Here is a 24,932-nt window from a genome sequence, read left to right as displayed (position 1 = left end):
GGTCGCCACGAATTTTTGCGATGAGAGGACATTTCGATGATCAAACGGGCATTGATGCTGGCCAGCCTTGCTGCCGGGGCGCTGACCCTTTCGGGTTGCGAGGATCTGATGACGGAATCGGCGCCCGAGCTCGACATTCCCGAGATCGCCGCCGGTGAAATCTCTCAGGAAACCATGGTCGACATTACCCGTCAGCTGTCCTCCGACGAATTCGGTGGCCGGATGCCCGGCACAAAGGGCGAGGAACTGACGGTTGCCCTGTTGACGGAGCGCTTTGCCGCTGCCGGCCTGCAGCCCGGCAATGGTGACAGCTGGGTTCAGGAAGTGCCGCTGGTCGAAATCACTGGCAGCAACTTCGCTCCGCTCACCATCACCAATGGCGAAACCGATCTGGTCTATGATTACGGCAGCGAATGGACCGGCGTGACCTATCGCGAAGACGCGCAGACCCAGCTTGCCAACAGCGAAATGGTGTTCGTCGGATACGGCATAAACGCACCAGAGCGCGGCTGGAACGACTACGAAGGGGTCGATGTCGAAGGCAAGACGGTGGTCATCCTCGTCAATGATCCTGACTGGGAATCGGAAGGTCTCGAAGGGCCGTTCAACGGCAAGGCCATGACGTTTTATGGCCGCTGGACCTACAAGTATGAAGAAGCCGCAAGGCAAGGTGCCGCGGCCGCGTTGATCGTCCACGATACCGCGCCGGCGAGCTATGGCTGGAACGTCGTCGAAAGTTCATGGGGTGGGCCGCAGGCCTATGCGGCGCGCGGCGACAATCCGCCGCCGATGACGCTGGTGAACGGCTGGGTGCAAAAGGATGTGGCCGGCGAAATACTGGCTGCCGCAGGGCAGGATCTCGACGCTCTTACAAAGGCGGCGAAGACCAAGGGCTTCAAGGCGGTCGAGCTTGGCATGACGGCGTCGACGAGCTTCCAGAACTCCATGCGCAGCTTCAAGTCGCAGAACGTGATCGGAGTGCTGCCGGGCAGTGAGGCGCCGGATGAATACGTGCTCTATACCGCACACTGGGATCATCTGGGCACCTGCAATCCCCCGGCGGATGACGGGGACAACATTTGCAATGGTGCGGTGGACAATGCCACCGGCACGGCCGCACTGGTCGCCCTTGCCGAGGCGCATTCGAAGGCAGGCGCACCCAAGCGCAGCCTCGTCTTCCTTGCGGTGACAGCAGAGGAATCCGGTCTGCTTGGCGCGCATTATTACGCGACCAATCCGGTATTCCCGCTCGATCAGACGGTGGGCGGGGTCAACATGGACGCCTTCCTGATTGCCGGCCCGTCCAAGGACGTGACCGTTGTCGGCCCCGGAAAATCACAGCTGGATCAATTCCTTGAAGCCGCGCTGGTAGCCGACGGACGGGTGGCGACACCCAACCCCAATCCCGAAGCGGGCTATTACTACCGTTCCGATCACTTCGCCTTCGCCAAGCAGGGTGTGCCCATGCTTTACGTCGATGGCGGGGAAGACCTGATCGAAGGGGGTCGCGAAGCCGGCAAGGCGATTTCCGAGGAGTATCGCGCTAACCGCTATCACGGACCAAAGGACGAGTTTGATGAGAACTGGGACTGGTCGGGCGTGATGGCTGATCTCCAGTTGATGTACCGCCTCGGCCGGATGATGGCGATGAGTTCGAGCTGGCCCAATTGGGTCGAAGGCGACGAATTCCGCGCCATCCGCGACGAAAGCTGCGCTGCATCCGCCTCGGGCTGTTGAACGGGGCTGAAGGCAGCACAAAAGCCGCAAAAGGGGGCTGAGACCGGAGATGGCGTATTTGATGCCCCCTGAATGGGCGGCGCAGGATTGGCTGTGGATCGGCTTCCCGCATCTTGCCGATGAGTGGCCCGGCTGGCTGGAGCCGGCGCAGGTCCAGATCGCGGCTTTCGCAAGTGCAGTTGCCGAAAGCGGTCAGGAAGTCCGGCTGCTGGTCCGCGACGAAGCAAATGCCACGCGGGCCCGGCAATTGGTGAGCGGGAAAGTGCGGCTTGAACAGCGCGTCTATGGCGACGTCTGGTTGCGCGACACCGGGCCTCTGATCGTCAGCGCTGGCGAAGCCCGATCGGCGTGGCGCTTCGGCTTCAATGGCTGGGGCGGAAAGTATCTGATGCCGGGTGACCAGACCATTGGCGCCGAACTCGCACAGGATGCCGATTTGCCGCTCCAAACCTCGGCCATGGTGCTCGAAGGCGGTGCGCTCGATGGTGATGGCACCGGGCTTGTCGCCACCACGGAGCAGTGCCTGCTCAACCCCAATCGCAATCCCGGCATGTCACGCACGGAGATCGAGGCCGAATTGTCGCGCACGCTGGGTTTTGACCGGGTGTTGTGGCTGGGTGACGGATTGATCAACGATCACACCGATGGCCATGTCGACAATCTTGCGCGCTTCGTCGGCCCGAACCGGCTGATTGTACCCGAAGCCACCGGCAAGGATGATCCCAACGCCGCGATCTATGCCGAGGCCACGGCGCGGGCGGAGGCATTCGGCGTCGAAGTGGTGCGCATACCCTCGCCCGGTTTGATTACCCGAGAGGGCGTGATCGAGCCCGCCAGCTACGTCAATTTTGCAATCACCACGCATCTGGTGGTCGTGCCGGTTTTCGGATCGCCGCATGACGAGGCCGGGGTTGCGGCGATTGCCGCGCTGTTCCCTGACCGCGAGACGGTCGGACTTCGGGCCGAAGCCGTATTAGCGGGCGGGGGCGGCTTTCACTGCGCCAGTCAGCAGATGCCGAAGGCTTAACGATCCCTTAGGACTTTTTCGCGATCCTCATCGTATGAGCCGAGCGATTACCCTTTCCCGCGCAGCCTATGACGAGGCCCTTCGCCGTCAACGCGACGCGTTGAGCAGCGCGATCGTGCTGGGATGCGCCGCCGCGCTCATCTTCGCTGGCAAGGTTCTGCCCTTTTAAAGCAGTTTCAGCAGGGCAGCGATGGCTGCCGCGCCCAGCACCATTCCGACCAATGTGCGCCATACCGGATCGCTCACGGTGCCGCTTGCGCGTTCGCCCAAGCGGTTTCCTGCAATGACTGCCGGAAACAGCAGCAACGACAGCAGCAGCAGCTCAAGCGCCATCACTCCGGTCAGAACGCCCGATATCAGACCTGCTCCGCCCGCGATCGTGAAGATCAGCATCATCGAAGTCTTGGTCGTTTCACGCGGCAAATCCCGCCCGACATAATAGGGCACGACCGGAGGACCCGGCATCCCAGCGTATCCGGTCATCAAACCGCTGATCAGACCAACTCCGCCGGTAGCGAGTGCCCCCGGTTGCACGGCCGAACGGCGCGGCAGAAGGATTGCCAAGAACGCGCTCAAGGCAATCAGCGCGATGATCAGCCGGGCGAGATCGGCGCCAGTCGCAGCAAGCGCGAGAAGGCCGAACGGCGTCGCAAGCAGACACACCGCGCCAATGGTCCAGGCCGAGCGCTCTGCGCCGCGCACAAGCCGGGGAAGCTCAATCGCGCCGATCAGCAGTGACAGACCATTGCCGACCAGCACAGCCTCCACCGGGCTGAGCGCCAGCGCAAGGATCGGCACCAGCAGAATCGCCATGCCGAACCCGGTGAGCCCGCGCACAAAGGCCGATGCCAGCGTCGCGACAAGCGCGATCGCGATCTGGACCGCGCTCAAGCCGTCAAGAAATTCCAAGCTGTCAGACCTTCAGATCGGGCGGGGCCGCCGCATCGCGCAGCATGGTGATCGCTTCATCAAGGCTCATCACCTTCTGGTGCTGCTCGCCCAAGGTGCGCACCGCGACACTGCCTTCCTCGGCTTCACGCTTGCCGACCACCAGCAGGTGCGGAACTTTGGCAAGGCTGTGTTCGCGAACCTTGTAGTTGATCTTTTCATTGCGCGTGTCGGTTTCGACGCGGATGCCTGCCGCCTTCAGTTTCGCGGTGACCTCCGCCGCGTATCCGTCCGCGTCGGACACGATGGTGGCCACCACCGCCTGCACCGGCGCGAGCCATGCGGGGAGACGCCCGGCAAAGTGCTCGATCAAAATGCCGATGAACCGCTCGTACGAACCGAAGATCGCGCGGTGCAGCATGACAGGGCGATGCTTCTCGCCGTCTTCACCAATGAAATTCGCATCGAGCCTTTCGGGTAGCACACGGTCTGACTGGATCGTGCCGACCTGCCAGGTGCGCCCGATCGCGTCGGTCAGGTGCCATTCGAGCTTGGGGGCATAGAACGCGCCCTCACCGGGCAGTTCTTCCCATTCGAGCCCGTTAGCGGCAAGCGCGTCGCGCAGTTCCTGTTCGGCCTTGTCCCAGTCGGCATCGCTACCAAAACGCTGCTCAGGGCGCAGCGCCAGCTTGATGTCATAGGTGAAGCCGAAATCCTTGTAGACGCTGTCGGCCAGCGAGATGAAGGCCTGCACTTCCGACACCACCTGTGCCTCTGTGCAGAAGATATGCGCATCGTCCTGCGTGAACTGGCGCACGCGCATCAGCCCATGCAGCGCGCCATGCGGCTCGTTGCGGTGGCAGCAGCCCATCTCGCCCAGCCGGATCGGCAGATCGCGGTAGGACGTGATGCCCTGTTTGAACACCATCACGTGGGCAGGGCAGTTCATCGGCTTGATCGCCATCCAGTCGGCATCATCGGCGATCCTCGGAGAGGCGGCTCCGCTCTCCTCGTCGACGTCCGGCACAATGTCCGGCACCGCGAACATGTTCTGCGCGTACTTCCCCCAATGGCCTGACTGGGTCCACTGGCGTACGTCCATCAGCTGCGGGGTCTTGATCTCGCGATAGCCCGCGCCGTCCATCTTGCGGCGCATGTAGGCCTCCAGCTCGCGCCAGATGCGATAGCCCTTGGGGTGCCAGAACACACTGCCGTGGGCCTCTTCCTGCAAGTGGAACAGGTCCATCTCGCGGCCCAGCTTGCGATGGTCGCGCTTGGCCGCTTCTTCCAACCGGGTGAGGTGAGCGTTCAGCTGCTTCTTGTTGAGCCAGCCGGTGCCGTAGATGCGGGTCAGCTGCGCATTCTTCTGGTCGCCGCGCCAGTATGCCCCGGCGGTGCGCATCAGTTTGAAGGCATCGGGATCGAGCTTGCCGGTGGAGGCAAGGTGCGGGCCACGGCACATGTCGAGCCAGTCGTCACCCGACCAGTAAACCGTCAGCTCCTCGTTCTCGGGAAGCTCCTTGGCCCATTCGGCCTTGAAGGCTTCGCCCTCGGCCTCCCATTTCTCGATCAGCTGCTGGCGGCTCCACACTTCTCGGCGCAGCGGCTTGTCGGCGCGGATGATCTCGCGCATCTTTTCCTCGATCGCGGGCAAGTCATCCATGCCGAAAGGCTCGCGGTTGGCGGGGGCCATGACGTCATAGTAGAACCCGTCGTCTGTCGCCGGGCCGAAAGTGATCTGCGTGCCGGGCCAAAGCGCCTGCACCGCTTCGGCGAGAACATGCGCGAAGTCATGCCGCGCCAATTCGAGCGCGTCCTCCTCGTCACGCGAAGTGATCAAAGCCAGCTCTGAATCTCCTTCGAACGGGCGGTTGAGATCGCGCACTTCGCCATTGACGCGCGCGGCAAGCGCGGCCTTGGCAAGGCCGGGGCCGATTGCAGCGGCAACGTCTGCCGGGGTCGAACCCGGCTCCATTTCGCGCACCGATCCGTCGGGCAGGCTGATCTTGAGCAGTTCCGTCATCGTATCCGTTCCGTTTCGTATGGCGCGCGCCCTGCCACAAAGGGGCGCATACCGGAAGAGCGGTGTTGCAGTGCGAACGATTTCGGGAGGACACCGCGCCACCCGAAACCGGATGGCGAGAGCGCTGGACCTAACCCAACAACAACCGCCCCCGGAAAGCCGAGGTTGTCGTGGTGGTAGTCAAGGTGAGCATCGATGCCATGGGAGGGTTAGATAGCGACGCCCGGTTGCGATGTCATTACCCATCTCGAAACCGCCCAAAAGGGAAAGCGTTGGCTCCAAATTGGAAAGTTTGTTTGACATTTGTGCGAATCAATGACAAGTATCCTTTCCATAGTTGAAAGGGAGCTTTACGATGAGCAATATTGGAAAAGCCTTGCTGTGGGCAGCGGGCATCATTGCGGCAGCGGTGTTCATGCAGGCACAGGGAATGAGCGACGGCGCGAGCTTCGGCGTGATCGCCGGCCTCTCCGGCGCGGCCTGGGCTTCGCTCAATGCCGAAACAGGGTGCGGGCGGAGTTGCCTGCAATGAGCGCGACGGGCATTTCTTCGAGCAAGGCCTGTCTGGTCGCGGCCGGCTCCTCGGTGCTCAGCGCGCTGGCGTTGCTGTTCCTGTGGAAGTCGGACGCGATCAACATCACCACCGCCTATATCCTCGCAGTGCTGCCCGTCAGCCTGATGGTGTTCGCATTGGTCAAGACGCTGCGCAGTTCGAAGGACAAGACGCGCGCGTCGCACCGGTATCTGGCGCGCATGGCGATCACCATGGCGTTCTACTTGATCACCCTGTTCCTTGCCGAACACCTGATCGAAGATCGCGGCGTCACCGGATGGCCAGCGGCGCTGCTCGCAAGCCTGCCCGGCCTGTCTTTTGCCGGAGTGATCTGGGTCTTCGGTGCGCTGATCATAGAGGAGCAGGACGAGTTCTTTCGCATGCTCTATGTCCGGCAAGGCCTGATCGCGACGGCGATCTCATTCACGCTTGCGGCAATCTGGGGCTTTCTCGAAACCTACAAGATCGTCGATCCGGTTGCCGCCTTCTGGTGGCCGACAATCTGGTGTTTCGGCCTCGGAATCGGTGCGATTTTCAACAAGTTGAAATACGGCACCTATGGAGAGATCCGGTGAAGAACCGCCTCAAGGTGCTGCGCGCGGAGCGCGACTGGAGCCAGCAGGACCTCGCCGACCGGCTTGGCGTCAGCCGCCAGAGCGTAAACGCGATCGAGAAGGGCCGCTATGCCCCCTCGCTCCCGCTCGCCTTTGCGATCGCCGATGTGTTCGGCCTCGCGATCGAGGAAATCTTCAGCCGCGACTGATCACATGGTCAGCGCGTTCGATCCGGCTTCGCTGCTGATCCGCTTGGTCGCGGCGAGCCGGGTCGAACGCTGGCGCACCCCTTCGAGGAAGCGGTATTCCGTGGTTGCCCGCTGAGGGGTCAATTCGACCGTCATATACCCGCGCTGAGCGGTGTCGGCCCATTTGAGCTCCTCATTCGATCCGACCACGGCCGCGGCGAGCGTATCAGGCGGAATCATCGACAGATAGCTTTCGAAGCCCGGCGAACTGACCGAACACACGCCGAATTCCACGCCGACGTTCTGCCCGTCCTGCGCGAGGTCGAATGCCCAGCCATTGTGGGTGTCGCCTGCCAGCACCAGCAGGTTAGCATCGGCTTCGAGCCCGGCCTTGAACACCCTTTCGCGTGCTGCCGGATAGCCATCCCACGCGTCCATATTCAGCGGCAGTCCGGCCTCCGCAGCCAGCGACGAGGCCATCAATCGCCGGCGCGCGTAATCAGGCAGGCCATCGCCCAGCAGATCGAGCATGCCCTTGGGCGAGGCCAGCTTGCCCATCAGCACCTGCTGCACCAGCACCTGCCACGTCGCCCCTCGGGACTTCGACTGAACCAGACCTTCTGCCAGCCATTCTTCCTGCACTGCACCCAGCAATTGCCGGTTGGGATTGGACCATTCGCCATCGCGGAACGTGGAAAGCGCGGAAACCATCGCTTCGGGATTGGCTTGCCCTTCGATGATCTTTGCAAGGCTGAACTGCTGCTCGCGCCCTTCAAGCCGGGTGTCGAGCCGGAACAATGTGGCCAGATCACCAATCTCGAAAGTGGAATAGGGTGCGTCCGACACCGGCAGCCATTCACGATAGGCGCGGATCGCAGCGGCCTTGCGCAGGGCCCATTCGCCTTCGGTTTCGCTCTGGTGGTTTTCCGCCCCATCCTTCCAGCTGTCGTTGGCGCTTTCATGATCGTCCCATACGGCGATCATCGGGACGACCTGATGCAGCCGCTGGAGATCGGGGTCCGCGCGATAGGTGGCGTAACGCAGGCGGTAATCGGTCAGCGCGACAATTTCACTTTCGGGAGCGAGAACACGCTCCGGATGCGCCTGACCGGCAGAGGGGTAGGTGCCAGCCCCGTATTCATAGATGTAATCACCCAGATGCACGGCAAGGTCGATGTCGTTTGCCTCGGCGGCATGGCCATAGGCGTTGAACCAGCCAAAACCGTAATTGGAACAGGAAAACACGCCGAGCCGGAACTTGTGCGTGGGTCCTTCGGGCAGTGTCCGCGTCCGGCCCACGGGGGAAGCCGTGCCATCGGGCGCGATGAAACGGTAAAAATACCAGCGGTTGGGCATGAGCCCGTCCGCCCATGCCTTGGCGCACCAGTCACGCTCTGCCGCGGCGCGTGCGCTGCCTTCGGCCACGGGGTTCGAGAAGTCTTCGCCTTCGCTCACTTGCCACATGAGGTCGGTCGTCTGATCCGCCACATACCGCGTCCACAGCATCACCTTGTCCGATCCGGGTTCTCCGCTGGCGACGCAATGGGTGAAACCCGTTCCAAATCCTCGGGCCGCGACCGGCGACGCGGCTACGGCGGCGGAAACACCGGCGAGGCCGAAAACTCCGCGGCGGGTGAGGGCTGTTGGCAAAGGGGCGGGCTGGGCCGCAGGTTCGGTCTTGATCATGGCGGCTGACTAGATCGCATGCGTTGCACACCCGTGACAAGCCGGTTCGGTCGATGGAAAAGACCCGCATGCAGGAAATCGCATATCATAAAATGCCCGACGGGCGCCGGATCGCCTATCGCCACGCAACCGGCGATGGCCCGACGCTTGTCTTTCTGCCCGGTTATATGTCCGACATGGCTGGCGGCAAGGCGACGGCGCTGTTCGAAGAGGCACAGGCCAAGGGCCGTGCTTGCCTGCTGCTCGATTACTCGGGTTGCGGGGAAAGCTTGGGAGATTTCGCGGACGGCTCGCTCTCGCGCTGGCGAGACGAGATTCTGGCGTTGATCGAAGCCTGTGTGACGGGGCCGGTGCTATTGATGGGATCGTCGATGGGGGGCTGGCTGATGCTCTTGGTGGCCGAGAAACTGGGCGATCGGCTTGCCGGGATGATCGGGATCGCGCCTGCGCCCGACTTCACCCGATGGGGCTATTCCGAGAATCAGCGCACCCGTCTCGCGGCCGGGGAAACGATCTACGAAGACAATCCCTATGGCCCCGAACCGACACCCACCCATGCCCGCTTCTTTGCCGATGCGGAACGGCAATTGCGGCTCGACCGCGAAATCGCGATCGATTGCCCGGTCAGCCTGTTGCACGGCCAGCGCGACGCCGATGTACCTTGGGAAATCAGCCTGAAACTGGCTGCAGCGCTTCGTTCGGACGCGGTTCAAGTGGTGCTGATAAAGGATGGCGACCACCGGCTGTCGCGCGATCAGGACATTGCGCGGCTCAAAGCCGAAGTTGCCCGCTTCTACTCCACGGAAAAACCCTGAAATGTCGCTGATCCTTGCCTTGCTCCTTCAGGTCGGCCCCAATCCGATCGCCACCCCTCTGCCTGACGGGCATGACGAACTGCGCAATCGCCCGCCTCGCGAAACCGATGCCGGCCAGCCCTCTCCGGAGGCGCAATGGCTGGCCGAATGCCTTGAGCTCGTATCGGATGATCCGGCGCGCGCGCACACGCTCGCCCAATTGCGCCGCAATGAAACGAGCGGAGCCGAACGGGTGCTGGCCAATCATTGCCTGGGCCTCGCATCGACGCAGCTGGGCCTGTGGGAGGATGCCATCGCCGCCTTTGGAGAAGCCCGCGATTTAAGCCCCGAGGATGAACTGCGGGTGCGGGCAAGATTCGGCACGATGGCCGGCAATGCGGCGCTCGCCAGCGGCGATCCGGTGCGCGCCGAAGCGATCCTGCGCCGCGCAAAAGAGGATGCGACCAATGCAGCCTCAGCGCCGATCCAGTCACTCGCGGCGAGCGACCTATCGCGTGCGCTGGTGGCGCAAGGCCGGGGCGAGGAGGCGCTGGTAGAGCTCGAAACAGCGATCAGCCTGCAACCGGAAGGATCGGAAAGCTGGTTGCTCAAGGCGACGCTGCTGCGGCGGCTCGAACGGATCGAGGATGCGCAAGCGGCGATTGAGCGTGCGGGCGAACTCGCTCCGCTCGATCCGGCGATCGGGCTCGAAGCTGGGGTTATCGCAATCCTCGCAGGGCGCGAGGACGCGGCGCGCGCAAGCTGGGAATCTGTAATCGCGCTTGAGCCCGAAGGGCAGGCTGCGGATATTGCCCGCGATTACCTCGGGCAGATCGGCCCGGCAGCAGCCAATCCGGCAGAAGGCACCTCATGACGCAGTTTTCCGTTCTCGATCTGGTTCCGGTGCGCGAAGGCGGCACCGTGTCCGAAGCCATGGCTGCGAGCGCGAACCTCGCGCGCAAGGCCGAGGAAGTTGGCTGCAAGCGTTTCTGGGTAGCAGAGCATCACGCGATGGAAGGGATCGCAGGCGGAGCGACGTCGGTCGTGCTGGCGCATATCGGCAATGCCACCAACAGCATCCGGATCGGTTCGGGCGGGATCATGCTGCCCAACCACACGCCATTCCAGATCGCCGAACAATTCGGCACGCTCGACGCGCTGTTTCCGGGCAGGATCGACTTGGGATTGGGCCGCGCTCCCGGAGCGGGTCCGGAATTGCAGCGGGCGCTGCGCAAAAACCTGCATCAGGCATCAGAATATTTCCCGCAAGATGTGTTGGAATTGCGAGCCCTGCTTACCGGGGATGTCGATCTTCCGATCACCGCCACACCGGGGCTGGGAGCAAAGATCGAACTGTGGATGCTGGGGTCGAGCCTGTTCGGCGCGAGCCTCGCGGCCAAGTTGGGCATGCCCTATGCCTTCGCCGCGCATTTCGCTCCCGATCACCTTGACGCCGCGCTGGCTCTGTACCGCCGCGATTTCCAGCCTTCAGAGGCGCTGGATCGTCCGCATGTCATGGTCGCCATGAATGTCTTTGCTGCTGATACGGATGAAGAAGCGCGAACGCTTGCCTCAAGCCAGCAGCAAAGCTTTGTCGCCCTGCGCACCGGATCGCCGGGGAAGCTGCCGCCACCGATCAAGGATTACACCGACAGCCTGCCCGCCCCTTCGCGCGCCATGCTCGATCATCTCGGTCAGGCCGCCGCAGTCGGCACGCCGGGCCAGGTGCGCGAACAGATCGACGCCTTCATCGCGCGAACGCACGCCGACGAAATCATCCTTTGCGGAGCGACCTTCGACCCCGATGCACGCCTGCGTTCGCTGGAAATGACGGTGGAAGCTTGCCGGAGCGTCACCGTTTAGGCGCCAATCCTGCTTGCGCGACGCCCCCGAATGCCTGTATTGCCTTCCGCACGATAAAAATAACCCGGCATAATATAATTACACCGCAGTTAGGCCGGGGTGCAGGATGCCAGGAGCATACAGGCGATGAGTGCAAAGCCCGCATCGAGTTCCGCCAAACCCGGTTCATTGCTCAAGGAGCTGAAGCAGCACCTTGGCGCGGCGATCCTTCCCGGTGACACGCCGCTGGACGGTGCAGCGCTGGAAGAAGCCGCCGCTTTCCTGCTCGAAGCGGCGCAGCAGCGTGCGCCTTCGCGCTCAGCGCTCAAGCTGGAATCCGATACGGGCGAACGCCGTCTGCGGATCGCGATCATTAATGACGACATGCCGTTTCTGGTCGATTCGATTGCCTCGACGATCACCGCGCAGGGTCTCAGCATCGATCAACTGATTCACCCGGTTGTCGGGGTTGAACGGGATGCGGACGGCGCGCTGACCAAGCTTGGCAAAAAAGGGAACGGCGCGAACGAATCGATGATCTACATCGAAACCCCGCGCGTCGATGCGCGCCAGCGGCGCGATCTTATCGCGGAGCTGCGGGTGACGCTTGGCGATGTGCGGGCAGCGGTAAGCGATTGGCCCAAACTGCGCGGGGCGATGGCTGCGGATGCCGAAACGATGGAGGCGCGCGATCCCGAAAGCGCGGCCCTGCTCGACTGGCTGAACGAGGGGATGCTGACGCAGCTGGGCCACATCACCCGGATGCGCGACGGCAGCGAAGGAGACGCGCTGGGCATTTGCCGCAAGAGCGCGGCCAAGCTGCTGGCCGACACCTCCTATGAACGCGCCTTTGCGTGGTTCGAAGCGCACGACAAATCCGGCTCTCCGCGCGAATTGCTGGTGATCAAGGCCAATCGCCTTGCCACCGTCCACCGCCGCGTGCCGCTTGACCTGTTCATCGTGCCGGTCCGCGAAGGTGGGAAGATCAGCGCCCTGTCGATCCATGCAGGTGTGTGGACCAGCGCGGGTCTGGCAACTCCCCCGACGCAGGTGCCGCTGCTGCGCAAGGCGCTGGCCGATATCAATGCGGCGATGGGATTCGATCCGGCAGGGCATGCGGGCAAGGCATTGGTGCATGCCTTCACCACGCTGCCGCACGATCTGCTGATCGCCTTTGCCACGCCCGACATCCAGCGGCTGGCAACAGCGATGATGAGCCTGATCGACCGCCCCCGCCCGCGGCTGGTGCTGGTGCAATCCGCGCTGGAACGGCACGTGTTCGCCTTCGTATGGCTGCCGCGTGACTATCTTTCCACCGATGTCCGCCTGCAAATTCAGGACCTGCTGACTCAGACGACCGGGGTCGATCTGCTCAGCTGGAGCCTTGAGGTCGAAGGCAGCAACCTTGCGCTGCTGCAATTCCTGCTCGATTCGCGCATGACTGGTCAGGTTCCCGATGCGGAACGGATCGAAGGCGAACTCATCGATCTGCTCAAGGGCTGGAACGAAGCGGTCGAAGGCCATCTGGCCAAGGCTGACGAAAGCTCGCGGGTGCCGGCGATCGCATTGCGTTATGCCGGCGCATTCCCGCCCGCCTACCGATCGCGCTACGGTGCTGCCGAAGCGGCTCTCGACATTATCGAACTGCGTGAACTGGCGCAGGGTGAAAATCCCGAAGCGCGTTCGTGCCGTCTCTACAAACTGCCGCATGATCCCGTCGGCGACCTGCGGCTGAAAATCTATCATACGACGGGCGAGATGCCGCTGTCGGACGCGGTCCCGGCGCTCGAAAACTTCGGCTTCCGCGTGCTCGCCGAAATGCCGACAAGGCTGGACGACGGGAAGCTGGGCACGATCCACGAATTCACGCTCGACCTGCCCCAAGGGACCGCGATCGAGCCGCTGCTGGAGCGCGCCGACATCATCGAAACCGCGATTGCGGAAGTGCTCAATGGCCATTCGGAAGATGATCCGTTCAACCGGCTGGTGGTGGGCGGCGGTCTCAGCGCACAGGAAGCGATCTGGCTGCGTGCGATCTATCGCTACCTCCGCCAGACTGGCATGGGCTTCACCATCTACACCGTGGTCGATGCACTGCGCCGTGCGCCTAGCGTGACGCAGGCGATCATCGACCTGTTCGTGGCGCGCCATGACCCGGCCTTTGCAGGTGACCGCGAAGCGGCGATCAACGCTGCGAGCAGCGCATATCAGCGCGGTCTCGCCAAGGTAACGGCGATCAACGATGACCGGCTCTTGCGGCTGTATCGCGCCGTCGTCGATGCGATCCTGCGCACCAACGCCTTTGCCCCGGCCGCCGAAGAGGCTCTGGCGTTCAAGATCGACTCCAGCCTTGTGCCGAACCTGCCAAAGCCTGTGCCGTGGCGCGAAATCTTCGTCTATTCGCGCCGGGTGGAGGGCATTCACCTGCGCTCCGGCCCGGTCGCGCGCGGCGGGCTGCGCTGGTCGGACCGGCGCGACGACTTCCGCACCGAAATCCTCGGATTGATGAAGGCCCAGAAGGTCAAGAACGCGGTGATCGTACCGAGCGGGGCAAAGGGCGGCTTTTATCCCAAGCAGCTCCCTTCGCCGGCGATTGACCGCGATGGCTGGGCCGCAGAGGGACAGGCCAGCTACGAGGTGTTCATCCGCACCCTCCTGTCGATCACCGACAATATCGTCGACGGCAAGGTGGCACATCCTGAGGGCGTCACCGTGCTCGACGGAGAGGACCCCTACTTCGTGGTTGCCGCGGACAAGGGCACCGCGCGCTTCTCCGATGTCGCCAACGGCATTGCTGAAGGTGCGGGCTTCTGGCTTGACGATGCCTTCGCCAGCGGCGGATCGAACGGATATGACCACAAGGCGATGGGCATCACCGCGCGGGGCGCCTGGGTCAGCGTGCAACGCCACTTCCTCGAAATGGGGATCGACGTACAAAAGGACAGCATCCGCGTCGCCGGCTGTGGCGACATGTCGGGTGACGTTTTCGGCAACGGCATGTTGTTGTCCAAGGCGATCAAGCTGGTTGCCGCCTTCGATCACCGCCACATCTTCATCGATCCCGATCCCGATCCGGCCACCAGTTGGAAAGAGCGCAAGCGCATGTTCGAACTGCCGCGTTCGAGCTGGGAGGATTACAACCCTGATCTCATTTCCAAAGGCGGCGGGGTCTATTCGCGCGATCTGAAACGCATCAAGCTGTCGAAGAAGGCGCGCGAAATGCTCGGCATCGCCGAGAGCGAGATCGAACCGGATGCGCTGATCAGCGCGATCCTGAAATCGCAGGTCGATCTGCTATGGTTCGGCGGCATCGGCACCTACATCAAGGGTGAGAGCGAAAGCCATCTCGACGTTGGCGATCCCGCCAATGACACCTTGCGGGTCAACGCCGGGGAAGTCGGCGCCAAGGTGATCGGCGAAGGTGCGAACCTCGGCATCACTCAGGCCGGGCGCATTTCCTATTCGCTCGCAGGCGGGCGCATCAACACCGACTTCATCGACAATTCAGCCGGGGTCGATTGCTCCGACAACGAGGTGAACATCAAGATCGCGCTTGCCGCCGCATCGCGCGAAGGCAAGCTCACCGAAAAGGCCCGCAACACGCTTTTGGCCAAGATGACGGACGAAGTCGCCGAGATCGTGCTGGAGGACAACCGCTTGCAGGCACTTGCCCTGTCGATCGCGGAAAGCGGCGGCTCGCAGGCGACGGCGTCCTATATCCGCCTGATCGAACAGCTGGAGGAAACCGGCACACTCGACCGGCGGACCGAGGGCCTTGCCGACAGCGAGAGCTTTGCCCGGCGCGCCGCCGACGGCCACGGTCTGACCCGGCCCGAACTGGCGGTGCTGCTGTCCTCGGCAAAGCTGGCACTGCAGGCCGCGATCGAGGCCAGCGGACTGCCGGACGATCCGATTCTCGAAAGCAATCTGATCGCCATGTTCCCCGAGCCGATGCAGAAGAAGTTCCTCGGCCAGATCCGCGAACACCGGCTGCGGCGCGAATTGATCGCCACCGATCTGTCCAACCGCATCGTCAACCGGCTGGGCCTGATCCACGCCTTCGAACTGCCCGAGGAAGAGGGGGTGGGCCTTGCCGATGTCGCCGCCGCATTCGTGGTGGTAGAGCGGCTGTTCGATCTCAAGACGCTGTGGCGCGACATTGACAGTCAGACGATGAGCGAGACGGCGCGCATTGCCCTGCTTGATCGCGCCGCGGCGGCAGTTGGCAATCTGATGTCCGACGTGCTGCGGACCGGAGCGGGACGGGTCGAGGCAGGCGCCATGATCGAGCATCTGCGCAAGGGCGTGACCCGGCTTTGCGAAGGCCGCGCCGAGCTGGTCGCGGGTGACACCCGCCAGCGTTCGGAGGAATTGCGCGCCCACTTCATCGAACAGGGTGCCCCGCAATCGCTCGCCGACCGGGTGGCGGATTTGTTCGACTACGACGGCTCGATCGGCCTTGCACAGCTTGCGATCAAGACCGAGATCGACCCGCAAGACCTGACCCGGGCGTTTTCCGACATCGGCCAGCGGATCGGGCTGGACTGGGCGCAGGGGACGGCGGCGCACATGTCGCCCAGCGATATCTGGGAGCGTCTGCTGGTCGACGGACTGGCGCGCGATTTCCAGCATATGCGGCTCGAATTCCTGCGTCGCCTGCTCCGCCGGAAGTCGGGCAAGAGCGACCCGGCGGGCGCGGTTGCGGACTGGGCGGCGCACAATGCCGGTGCGGTGGCACAGTTCCGCGCGATGGTTGCCCGGGCCCAGGCGCGACCCCCGGTTGCTCCCGCCGTGCTGGCCCAGATCGCCAGCCAGGCACGCAATCTGCTGGAACGCTAGGAACCGGGAAAACGCGTTTGCCGCTTGACGCGCACCCATTTTTTCGGAAGTCGGCGTCGCATGAGCGGAGAGGGAACAGCATCGGACACGGCTGATGTCGTGATCGTGGGCACCGGCCACGGCGGGGCGCAGGCAGCGATTGCCTTGCGCCAGCAGGGCCATGAGGGGCGGATCGTGATGGTCGGGCGCGACAGCGTGCCGCCCTATGAGCGCCCGCCACTGTCCAAGGAATATCTTGCCGGGGACAAGCCTTTCGAACGGATCATGATCCGCCCGGAAAAGTTCTGGGCAGACAAGGGCATCGAACTGCGCCTTGGCAGCGGTGTCAGCGCGATCGATCCGCAAGAACACAGTGTCACGCTGAGCGACGGCAGCACGCTTGGCTATCGCAAGCTGATCTGGGCAGGCGGGGGCGATCCCCGGCGGCTGGGCATTCCCGGAGCCAATTTGGCGAACATTTTCTACGTCCGCGACAAGAGCGATGCCGACGCGATGATGGCGGCGCTCGAATCGGGTGCGCGCCGCGCGGTGGTGATCGGCGGGGGCTACATCGGGCTCGAAGCCGCCGCGGTGCTGCGCAAGCTGGGCTGCGAGGTCACGCTGGTGGAAATGCTCGACCGGGTGCTGGCGCGCGTCGCGGGTGAGGAATTGTCGCGCTTTTACGAGGATGAACACCGGCGGCAGGGCGTCGAAGTGCTGCTGTCACGCGGGGTTTCGGAGATTCTCGGGACGGACGGCAAGGTGTCCGGCGTCCGGCTCGACAATGACGATGTGATCGATTGCGACATGGTGATCGTCGGGATCGGCATCGTTCCCGCTGTCGGCCCGCTGATCGCTGCCGGAGCGGCAGGATCGAACGGGGTCGATGTCGACGTGTTCTGCCGCACCACGCTAGATGACGTCTACGCCATCGGCGACTGCGCCGCGCACGCCAATCCCTTTGCGGACAGCGCGGTGATCCGGCTCGAATCGGTGCAGAACGCCAACGACATGGCGAACACCGCCGCCCGCGCCATCATGGGCGACAAACAGCCCTATCACGCTCTCCCGTGGTTCTGGTCCAACCAGTATGATCTCAAGCTGCAGACGGCGGGGCTGAACCTCGGCTTTGATGCGACCGTGCTGCGCGGCGATCCGGAAACCCGCAAGTTCACCGTGGTCTACATGAAGGAAGGCCGTCCGATCGCCTTCGACTGTGTGGGCACGATGAAGGACTATGTGCAGGGCCGCAAACTGCTCGAAAACGGGGCGGAGCGGATTGATCCGGCCATTCTGGCCGACCCGGAAGTGGCGCTTAAAGACCTGCTCTGATCATCGCCGGCGGCCATCATTCTGCACCTGCGAATAAAGCTGACAAAGCTGACACGGTGTCAGGCGGCTCTGCGCGCCCTATCCGTCTGAAAACCGGCGGAAAAACACCCGAAAAGCGAAATTAACACTTATCGTGTTTTAAAAATTCCCCTCCCTCCCGGTGATCCGATATTGCCGACGATTTGAAAGAGCCGCCCCCGCCATAGCGCACGGCTTCGCAGTAGGAAAACGATCAGGCGCGCCGCGCCTTCGCCCACCCGGCTGCATCCGCCACCGCCGGATCGGGATCGGCCAACAACCTCTCGACCTGCGCCAGCAAAGCGGCATCGCCGCTGTTGCCCGCCGCATAGAGGCAGTTCCGCACAAACCTGTCGCGCCCGATCCGCTTGATCGGGGAGCCGGAAAACAGGCTGCGAAACCCGGCATCGTCCAGCGCCAGAAATTCGGCGAGGCGCGGCGCGGTCAATTCGGCGCGCGGCAGGAATTCGCGCGCGGCGTGCGCCTCGCTCGCAAACTTGTTCCACGGGCAGACGGCAAGGCAATCGTCGCAGCCGTAAATGCGATTGCCCAATGCCTCACGGAATTCATGCGGCACTTCGCCCTTGTGCTCGATCGTGAGGTAGGAAATGCAGCGCCGCGCATCGAGCCTGTACGGCGCGGGGAAAGCATCCGTCGGGCAAGCGTCAAGGCACGCCCGGCACGATCCGCACTGGTCGCGGTGCGGCTGCGACGGCTCCAGTTCCAGCGTCGTGTAGATCGCGCCGAGGAACAGCCAGCTACCGTGATCCGGGCTGACGAGGTTGGTGTGCTTGCCCTGCCAGCCGATCCCTGCCGCCTCGCCGAGCGGCTTTTCCATTACCGGGGCGGTATCGACGAACACCTTGACCTGCGCCTCCGGCTCTTCCGCCACCAGCCAGCGGGCCAGTGCCTTCAGCCGTTTCTTGACGACATCATGGTAATCCTTGCCCTGCGCATAGACGGATATGCGGGCACGATCGGGGTGCGCCTCCAGCGCCAGCGGATCGGCTGCCGGGGCATAGCTCATGCCAAGCGCAATGACGCTGCGCGCCTCGGGCCACAGCCCTTGCGGCGAGCGGCGGTGCTCCGCCCGCGTCTCCATCCATTCCATCGAGCCGTGATGGCCTTCGCCCAGCCATTGTTCCAGCCTGCAGGCGCGCTCCGGATCCTCCGCCGCGCTGGCGATCCCGCAGGCGACAAAGCCGAGCGCGCGCGCCTGATCGGCGATCCGCTCTGCCAGTGCAATTCCTGCCTCGCCATTAACCATGCTTGGGGTTACTCCCGTTTAGGCTCACACGTTAACCCTCACATGCATGGATATGGCGTCAAGCGATCGATCGATAATGGGCAATGTTGCCGAACTGGGTGAAGGGGAAGAGGCGCTGGCGCTGTCCCCTCCCGATCCGCGTCCTCTTGCCATAGAGGCGCGGGGGCTGGTCAAGAGCTTTGACGGCACACGCGCCGTCGACGGGGTGGACCTGTCGGTTCCCCAAGGCGCGATCTACGGCGTGCTCGGCCCCAATGGCGCGGGCAAGACCACGACGCTGAGGATGCTGCTCGGCATCATCGACCCGGACGAAGGCGTGCGCCGCGTTTTCGGGCATGATCGGCCCCATGATATCGGCCGGTTGATCGGCTATCTCCCCGAAGAACGCGGGCTTTACCCGGCGATGAAGGCAATCGAGGCGATTGCTTTCATGGGTGCGCTGCGCGGCCTGCCGCTGAAGGAAGGGCGCAAGCGGGGGATGGAATTGCTCGAGCGGCACAATCTGCTGCACGCGGCAGACCGGACGATCCGGCAATTGTCGAAAGGCATGGCGCAGACCGTGCAATTGCTCGGCACGCTGGTGCATCGCCCGCGCCTTGTCGTGCTGGACGAACCGTTCTCCGGCCTTGACGCGATCAACCAAGGCAAGCTCGAAGGGATGATCCGCAGCCTCGCCGAAGACGGGGTGACGGTGATCTTTTCAACCCATGTGATTCACCATGCCGAACGCCTGTGCGAAGGCGTCGCGATCATTGCCGGGGGCAAGGTGCCCTATGCCGGCAGCGTCGAAACCGCGCGTGACCGGATTCCGGCACAGGTTCGGCTGGAAACGCGGGCACGCGAAGGCGGGTGGACCGCCGCACTTCCCGAAGAAACCCGGCGCGAAGGCGATTTCTTCTACTTCCCGCTGCCCGAAACCGGGGTCGAACCGCTGCTGCGGCAATTGATCGAAGGAGATGCGGGGATTCTTTCCCTGTCGATCGAGCGCGCGGGCCTGCACGATGCCTTTGTCGCCATCGCCGGGGAAGCCGCCGCCCGCCAGCTTGAAGCCGATGCCCAGGGAGGCCAATCATGAGCGCTCACGATCAAGCCGCCATCGACGCAAGGCCGCGCCTGTCCCGGCTCGAAGCCGCATGGGTCATCGCCCGGCGCGATTTCGTCGCCGTGCTGTTCAGCCGCGCATTCCTGTTCTTCCTGATCGGGCCGCTGTTCCCGGTGCTGGTCGGCGGACTGGCGGGCAGTATCGGCAGCCAGGTATCGCGCGAAGCGGCGGTGGTCGAAGTCGGCCTTGCGATGAGCGCGCAGGACAATGCCGCCATGCTCGCCGCGCATGAACGGCTCTCCCCGCAATTGCGCGGCGCAGTGCCGGCGCTGGTCGAAGTGCCCGAAGCCGCCGGCAATCCGGACTTCGATGCGCGCGGCTACATGGAGGCACGGCAGGGCAATTATGCCGCGATCGTGACCGGCACGCTTGCCGCGCCGGAAGTGGTCGGCACGCAAGGTCAGCTGCGCCGCTGGCAGGGCCCGATCGAACTGCTCGCCGCTGACGCCATGGCGGCGACGCCGCTGGCGGTGCCCAAGTCGACCAGCCAGACCGTCGCGTCGAGCGCCGCTTCCGAGCGGACCAATCGCATCCGCACCGCGCAAGCGGCTCAGATGGTGATGTTCCTGCTGACCATGCTGCTTGCAGGCATGGTGCTGTCCAACCTTGCCGAGGAAAAAGGCAACAAGATCATCGAAATCCTCGCCGCGGCAATTCCGATGGATTCGGTGTTCATGGGCAAATTGTTCGCCATGCTCGCCGTCTCCTTCGTCGGGATCGCGGTCTGGGGGCTGCTCGGCTGGGGTTTCTGGGCGATCGCCGAAGACGCGATCACCACCGTGACGCAGACCGATTTTCGCAACCTGCCCGGCCCCGCCGTGGGCTGGCCGCTGTTCCTTGCGCTGGGCGTGGCCTATTTCTCGATGGCCTATCTGCTGCTGGGCTCGCTGTTCCTGACGATCGGGGCGATGGCCAATTCGGTGCGCGAAGTTCAGACGCTTTCGATGCCGGTGACGATGTTGCAGCTGATGGTGTTCTTCCTTGCCGCCGCGACGCTGACCGATGCAGGTTCACAGCTTGAACTGATGGCCGCCGCTTTCCCGCTGTCGTCGCCCTTTGCCTTCCTCGCCCGTGCGGCGCTGGACGAGACGCTGTGGGTCCATGCCGCCGCGCTGGTGTGGCAGGCCTTGTGGGTCGGATTGCTGGTGAAGGGCGGCTCGCTGCTGTTCCGCAAACGCGTGATGAAATCGGGTGGAGCGGGCCGCGAGAAGACAAAGCGCCGCTGGGGCCGCAAGTCGGCGGCAGAACCCGCCACGCTGGAACCGGCGGAATAGGTTCCAATTCGCAACCCACTATTGACATGGCTGTCAGTTAGGGCAGGATGCTTGGTGGAGGGAGAGGCCGGTCAGGCGGAAAGAAACGCCGGGCCTCTCGCAGGGAGAGAGAGTCATGGCCACGATCGCACCGGGACGCCCGAAAGTCCGCACTTCGCCGACATCCTACGATGCACTGAAAACGCATTTCGAGCAGCATCCGGAAGAACGTCCCAAGCATTCGCACAAGTGGGACGTGAGTCGCTCCGACATCTATTTCGAAGACAAGTGGCAGCCGATCTTCAAGGAAATGCAGGACGCAGGGCCGCTGCATTACATCCCGGAAAGTCCCTATGGCCCCTATTGGGCCGTGGTCGGCCACAAGGCGATCCAGCATATCGAGGCGCTTCCTGAAACCTTCTCCTCCAGCTGGGAACATGGCGGCATCACCATCCTCGAACGGCTGACCGAGGAAGAAGCGGCGGCCGCCGGGGCCGACACCCGCGAACTGCCAATGTTCATCGCGATGGACCGGCCCCAGCACACCGGCCAGCGTCGCACCGTCGCGCCCAAGTTCACTCCAAGCGCGATGGTCGAGATGGAAGGCGAGATCCGCCAGCGCACTGGCGAGCTGCTGGATACGCTGCCGCGCGGCAAGGTGTTCGACTGGGTCGACAAGGTATCGATCGAACTGACCACCGGCATGCTTGCGATCCTGTTCGGTTTCCCGTGGGAAGACCGCCGCCTGTTGACCTTCTGGTCCGACTGGTCGGGCGATACCGAACTTGCGACCGTGCGCGAGCTGGACGGGGTGCGCTGGGAAATCCTCCAGGAAATGGCAGCCTATTTCCAGTCGCTGTGGATCGAACGCACCATGGACAAGGAGCCGGGCAACGATCTCATCAGCATGATGATCCATTCCGAGGCGATGAACCAGATGCGGCCCGAGGAATTCATGGGCAATCTGGTGCTGCTGATCGTTGGCGGCAACGACACCACCCGCAATTCGATGAGCGGGTTCGTCCACGCGCTCGACAAATTCCCCGACCAGCGCAAGCTGTTCGAGGAAAATCCCGAGATCATCCCCAATGCGGTGCAGGAGATGCTGCGTATGCAGACCCCGCTGGCGCATATGCGCCGCACCTGCACCGAGGACACCGAAGTTTTCGGCCAGACCATCAAGAAAGGCGACAAGGTGGTGCTGTGGTACCTCGCCGCCAATCACGAGGAAGAGATCTTCCCCGATCCGCACAAGCTTGATCTGACCCGCGAAAACGCACGCCGCCACATCGCATTCGGTTACGGCATCCACCGCTGCGTCGGTGCGCGTCTCGCCGAACTGCAACTGCGCATCCTCCTGGAGGAAATGCACAAGCGCCGCATGCGCGTGCATGTCGCCGGCGATGTCGAACGGGTGCGGGCCAACTTCGTCCATGGCTTCCGCAAGCTCGAAGTCGAGATCACAGAGTTCTGATTTCGCCCCTCGGCTGAAACTTTTGGGCGCTTCTCGGCGTAATTGCCTGTAGGATACATGCGATTGCGAGGGGAGATACCCATGCGTTTCAACCTGACGGAACAGCGCCTTGGCCGCCGTGGCTTTGTCGCCGCTGCCGGTGCGCTCGCGGCCATGCCGGTGCTTGCAAGCTGCGGCAGCGGTCGCGCCGAAGCGCGCGAGGTCGGCAATTTCCGCATTTCGAAGACGGAAGCACAATGGCGCCGCCAGCTTACCCGCAACGAATATTACATCCTGCGCGAAGCGGGCACCGAACGCGCCTACTCATCGCCGCTCAACGATGAAAAGCGGCCCGGCACATTCGTGTGCAAGGGGTGCGACAACCGGCTTTATGCCTCGGCCCACAAATATGACAGCGGCACCGGCTGGCCGAGCTTCTGGCGCGCGATTGACGGCGGGGCTGTCGGCACGTCCGTCGATTACAAGATCGGCTATCCCCGCACCGAAGTCCACTGCGCCGATTGCGGCGGGCATCTGGGGCATATCTTCGGCGACGGGCCGCGGCCGACCGGCAAGCGTCACTGCATCAACGGGCTTGCGCTGAAGTTCATTCCGGCCTGATCCGCCAGACCTTAAGTCCGTTGCCCTGATCAAGCGCGACAGGTTCGAGCCAGCCGGGGGCTTGCCCGTCGATCAGGTCAGCGACGAACCCTTCAGGCGCGATCTTGGCATACATGCGCGCTTCGCCAAGCGCGGGGCACAGCGCGACATAGGCTGTTCCGCGCTTTGCCAGCGCCGCCTTTGCCTCGTCTGGCGATCCAAGCGCCGTTTCCATCAGCACGCGCATCCCGGCGTTGCCGCGATGGTGGCCGGTGGCAATCACGGTGTGATCCGTCGTCAGCAACAACTCGGGCGCAATATCCATCGGCGCGAAGAATTCACCCTTCGGCAGCTCGGCCAGCACCGGCCCGGCGTCCTGCATCCTGCAGTCAACCGCCTTCACTGCGACATCGGGCACACCGCCCAGCGATGCACGCGCGGGCATGGCGTTGGCCAGCAGGATTGCCGGGAAGGCGGGCAGCAGGGCGCACACCACGCCGATCATGGCGACCATGCGCGGCGCGGGTTGCTCCATCGTCCGGATCGCGCGCAACCACTGGCGCAGCTGCCATGCGAGCGGCGGTGCGGCGAGCACACAGGCCACTGCCCCTGCGCGGGAGACAAAGATCGACACCACAAAGGCGCCGGCCAGAATCACCGCGTAATCGAACCAGAACTGCCGCAGCCAGTCGCGCGACCGAGCCGCAAGCGCAATCGCCGCGACCAGCGCGATCAGCGGCGTCACCGCATATTGCAGCGCGGTCGAAAGCGATTGCCGCCAGATCGGCATCCCTTCGAGCACATTGGCATGCCAGTACTTTGCCACGATCGGGTCAAGCGCGGAAAATCCGCCGCCGCTGGCGCATTGCGGAGCCGCCATCAGCAGCCCCGCCAAAGCGCCTCCGCCTGCGATCGCGATCCCGAACAGCAGAATGCCGCGCGGCATGGGTTCGAACTTCGCAAACAGCGTCAACACCACCGCGCCCCACAGGAACATGGCCAGATGCACCGGGCTGATCGCATCGCAGTAGAGAGCAAGGTCGTCGATGCCGCGGGTGAGCAGGAACAGCGCGAGGCTGACCAGCGCGAGCGACTGGATCGCACCGACCATCATCACGCGCGCATCCCTGTGCCGCAACCAGCGCACCGCAATCACGGCAAAGATGATCGCCGCCAGCGGCAGGCCTTCGAGCGAAATCGCCAGCCATGTTGCCAGCGATGCGCCAATGATCCGTCCGCCAAGCACCGGGGAGCGCGCCATCAGCCCGTTCACCGCCGCGAGTGCACAGACGATCTGCCAGCCGTGATGATCGATCCTCAAAGGGCCAAGCTGGAACAACACCGGCACCGAAATGGCGAGCACGAGTGAAGTCAGGATGGCTTCTTCGTCGCCCAGCAGCCGCCACGCGATGCGCGCCGCCAGCATCATCGAAAGGCCGAGCGTAATCAGCGGCACGATCACCAGCGCCGCCGTTTCCGCATTCTCCGGCCCGAGGATCGGCGTCAGCAACAGGATCGCAAGCGCGAGCGGTATGTCGACAAGCCGCGACCAGTGCATCGGCACGCCCCCGCCCGATGCGTCGACACGGTGCTGCGACAGATCGAACCACGCCTGTCCGCCAAGCAGGTCGCGCACCTGGATAAGGCGCATCGTGTCATCGGGATCCGGGAAGCGCAGCGCGGCAATCGCGCTCCAGTTGATCGCGACCAGCATCGCGCTGACGGCGAGCCAGGCGAGGCCGAGCCGGACCAGAAAGTTGATCGTAAACGCCGCCCGTCGCCGCTCGACCAGCATCG

General features: G+C 63.5%; 20 protein-coding genes. 15 read left to right on the top strand and 5 right to left on the bottom strand.

From position 1 onward, the window contains the following. Window positions 1-36: 36 nt before the first annotated feature. From L1K66_RS02950 to L1K66_RS16425, 3 genes are read left to right on the top strand one after another with little or no spacing between them, the layout of a single operon-like run. The gene (locus L1K66_RS02950) at window positions 37-1,737 is read left to right on the top strand and encodes a M28 family metallopeptidase (protein WP_252259546.1); all 1,701 of its coding nucleotides are present in this window, start codon (window positions 37-39) and stop codon (window positions 1,735-1,737) included. Between the two features lie 49 nt (window positions 1,738-1,786). Further along, window positions 1,787-2,764: an agmatine deiminase family protein gene (locus L1K66_RS02945; RefSeq protein ID WP_252259545.1), complete on the top strand. Its 978-nt coding sequence runs from the start codon at window positions 1,787-1,789 to the stop codon at window positions 2,762-2,764. A gap of 34 nt (window positions 2,765-2,798) precedes the next feature. After that, window positions 2,799-2,933 carry a hypothetical protein gene (locus L1K66_RS16425; protein ID WP_256471479.1) on the top strand — a complete coding sequence of 45 codons (135 nt, stop codon included), beginning with the start codon at window positions 2,799-2,801 and terminating at the stop codon, window positions 2,931-2,933. Here the strand turns inward: L1K66_RS16425 and L1K66_RS02940 are convergent. Then, complete coding sequence (locus tag L1K66_RS02940; RefSeq protein ID WP_252259544.1) at window positions 2,930-3,673, bottom strand: sulfite exporter TauE/SafE family protein; 744 nt, start codon at window positions 3,671-3,673, stop codon at window positions 2,930-2,932. The two genes, L1K66_RS16425 and L1K66_RS02940, sit on opposite strands and share 4 nt — an antisense overlap. A gap of 4 nt (window positions 3,674-3,677) precedes the next feature. Next, window positions 3,678-5,675 (bottom strand): threonine--tRNA ligase, encoded by a 1,998-nt coding sequence (gene thrS, locus L1K66_RS02935; protein ID WP_252259543.1) that lies wholly within the window; start codon window positions 5,673-5,675, stop codon window positions 3,678-3,680. Between the two features lie 355 nt (window positions 5,676-6,030). Between thrS and L1K66_RS02930 the strand changes: the two genes are divergently transcribed. Genes L1K66_RS02930 through L1K66_RS02920 form a run of 3 tightly spaced genes read left to right on the top strand, consistent with a single transcriptional unit; the run spans window position 6,031 to window position 6,991 of the window. Continuing rightward, window positions 6,031-6,207, top strand: a complete 177-nt coding sequence (locus tag L1K66_RS02930) for a hypothetical protein (RefSeq protein WP_252259542.1) — start codon at window positions 6,031-6,033, stop codon at window positions 6,205-6,207. Further along, window positions 6,204-6,803, top strand: a complete 600-nt coding sequence (locus L1K66_RS02925; protein WP_252259541.1) for a hypothetical protein — start codon at window positions 6,204-6,206, stop codon at window positions 6,801-6,803. The genes L1K66_RS02930 and L1K66_RS02925 overlap by 4 nt, the downstream gene beginning before the upstream one ends. Next, entirely contained in the window at window positions 6,800-6,991 is a 192-nt protein-coding gene (locus L1K66_RS02920; RefSeq protein WP_252259540.1) for a helix-turn-helix transcriptional regulator, read from the top strand. The genes L1K66_RS02925 and L1K66_RS02920 overlap by 4 nt, the downstream gene beginning before the upstream one ends. Here L1K66_RS02920 and L1K66_RS02915 read toward each other — a convergent pair whose 3' ends face one another. Next, window positions 6,992-8,656 carry an alkaline phosphatase D family protein gene (locus L1K66_RS02915; protein ID WP_252259539.1) on the bottom strand — a complete coding sequence of 555 codons (1,665 nt, stop codon included), beginning with the start codon at window positions 8,654-8,656 and terminating at the stop codon, window positions 6,992-6,994. A 53-nt stretch (window positions 8,657-8,709) separates the two neighbouring features. Here L1K66_RS02915 and L1K66_RS02910 point away from each other — a divergent pair, with 53 nt between their 5' ends. The 5 genes from L1K66_RS02910 (at window position 8,710) to L1K66_RS02890 (ending at window position 17,442) form a co-directional block, all read left to right on the top strand. Then, entirely contained in the window at window positions 8,710-9,471 is a 762-nt protein-coding gene (locus L1K66_RS02910) for an alpha/beta hydrolase (RefSeq protein WP_407931973.1), read from the top strand. A 1-nt stretch (window position 9,472) separates the two neighbouring features. After that, the gene (locus tag L1K66_RS02905) at window positions 9,473-10,324 is read left to right on the top strand and encodes a tetratricopeptide repeat protein (protein ID WP_252259538.1); all 852 of its coding nucleotides are present in this window, start codon (window positions 9,473-9,475) and stop codon (window positions 10,322-10,324) included. Then, a complete protein-coding gene (locus L1K66_RS02900; protein WP_252259537.1) occupies window positions 10,321-11,313 on the top strand; it encodes an LLM class flavin-dependent oxidoreductase in 993 nt (330 codons plus the stop codon). Before L1K66_RS02905 ends, L1K66_RS02900 begins: the two co-directional genes overlap by 4 nt. Before the next feature lie 126 nt (window positions 11,314-11,439). Beyond that, window positions 11,440-16,131, top strand: coding sequence for an NAD-glutamate dehydrogenase (locus tag L1K66_RS02895; protein ID WP_252259536.1), 4,692 nt, complete (start codon window positions 11,440-11,442; stop codon window positions 16,129-16,131). Window positions 16,132-16,191: 60 nt separating this feature from the next. Then, the gene (locus tag L1K66_RS02890) at window positions 16,192-17,442 is read left to right on the top strand and encodes an NAD(P)/FAD-dependent oxidoreductase (RefSeq protein WP_252259535.1); all 1,251 of its coding nucleotides are present in this window, start codon (window positions 16,192-16,194) and stop codon (window positions 17,440-17,442) included. A gap of 232 nt (window positions 17,443-17,674) precedes the next feature. Here the strand turns inward: L1K66_RS02890 and queG are convergent, their stop codons facing one another. After that, window positions 17,675-18,727 (bottom strand): tRNA epoxyqueuosine(34) reductase QueG, encoded by a 1,053-nt coding sequence (gene queG, locus L1K66_RS02885; RefSeq protein WP_252259534.1) that lies wholly within the window; start codon window positions 18,725-18,727, stop codon window positions 17,675-17,677. Window positions 18,728-18,803: 76 nt separating this feature from the next. On the opposite strand from queG, the gene L1K66_RS02880 reads away from it, so the two are divergent. The 4 genes from L1K66_RS02880 to msrB all read left to right on the top strand — a co-directional run bounded on the left by L1K66_RS02880 (window position 18,804) and on the right by msrB (window position 23,156). Continuing rightward, entirely contained in the window at window positions 18,804-19,802 is a 999-nt protein-coding gene (locus tag L1K66_RS02880; RefSeq protein WP_252259533.1) for an ABC transporter ATP-binding protein, read from the top strand. Continuing rightward, window positions 19,799-21,103, top strand: coding sequence for an ABC transporter permease (locus L1K66_RS02875; protein WP_252259532.1), 1,305 nt, complete (start codon window positions 19,799-19,801; stop codon window positions 21,101-21,103). Before L1K66_RS02880 ends, L1K66_RS02875 begins: the two co-directional genes overlap by 4 nt. A gap of 115 nt (window positions 21,104-21,218) precedes the next feature. Then, on the top strand, window positions 21,219-22,556 hold the full coding sequence (locus L1K66_RS02870) for a cytochrome P450 (RefSeq protein WP_252259531.1): 1,338 nt from the start codon (window positions 21,219-21,221) through the stop codon (window positions 22,554-22,556). Window positions 22,557-22,637: 81 nt separating this feature from the next. Further along, window positions 22,638-23,156, top strand: a complete 519-nt coding sequence (gene msrB / locus L1K66_RS02865) for a peptide-methionine (R)-S-oxide reductase MsrB (RefSeq protein ID WP_034956333.1) — start codon at window positions 22,638-22,640, stop codon at window positions 23,154-23,156. Here msrB and L1K66_RS02860 read toward each other — a convergent pair. After that, entirely contained in the window at window positions 23,143-24,930 is a 1,788-nt protein-coding gene (locus L1K66_RS02860) for a hypothetical protein (RefSeq protein ID WP_252259530.1), read from the bottom strand. The genes msrB and L1K66_RS02860 overlap by 14 nt on opposite strands. Window positions 24,931-24,932: the final 2 nt, after the last annotated feature.

The organism is Erythrobacter aurantius (genome assembly GCF_023823125.1).
GTDB classification, from domain to species: Bacteria; Pseudomonadota; Alphaproteobacteria; order Sphingomonadales; family Sphingomonadaceae; genus Erythrobacter; species Erythrobacter aurantius.
Note: the sequence above shows the minus strand (reverse complement) of the source record. Positions and strands in the feature narration are given on the sequence as shown.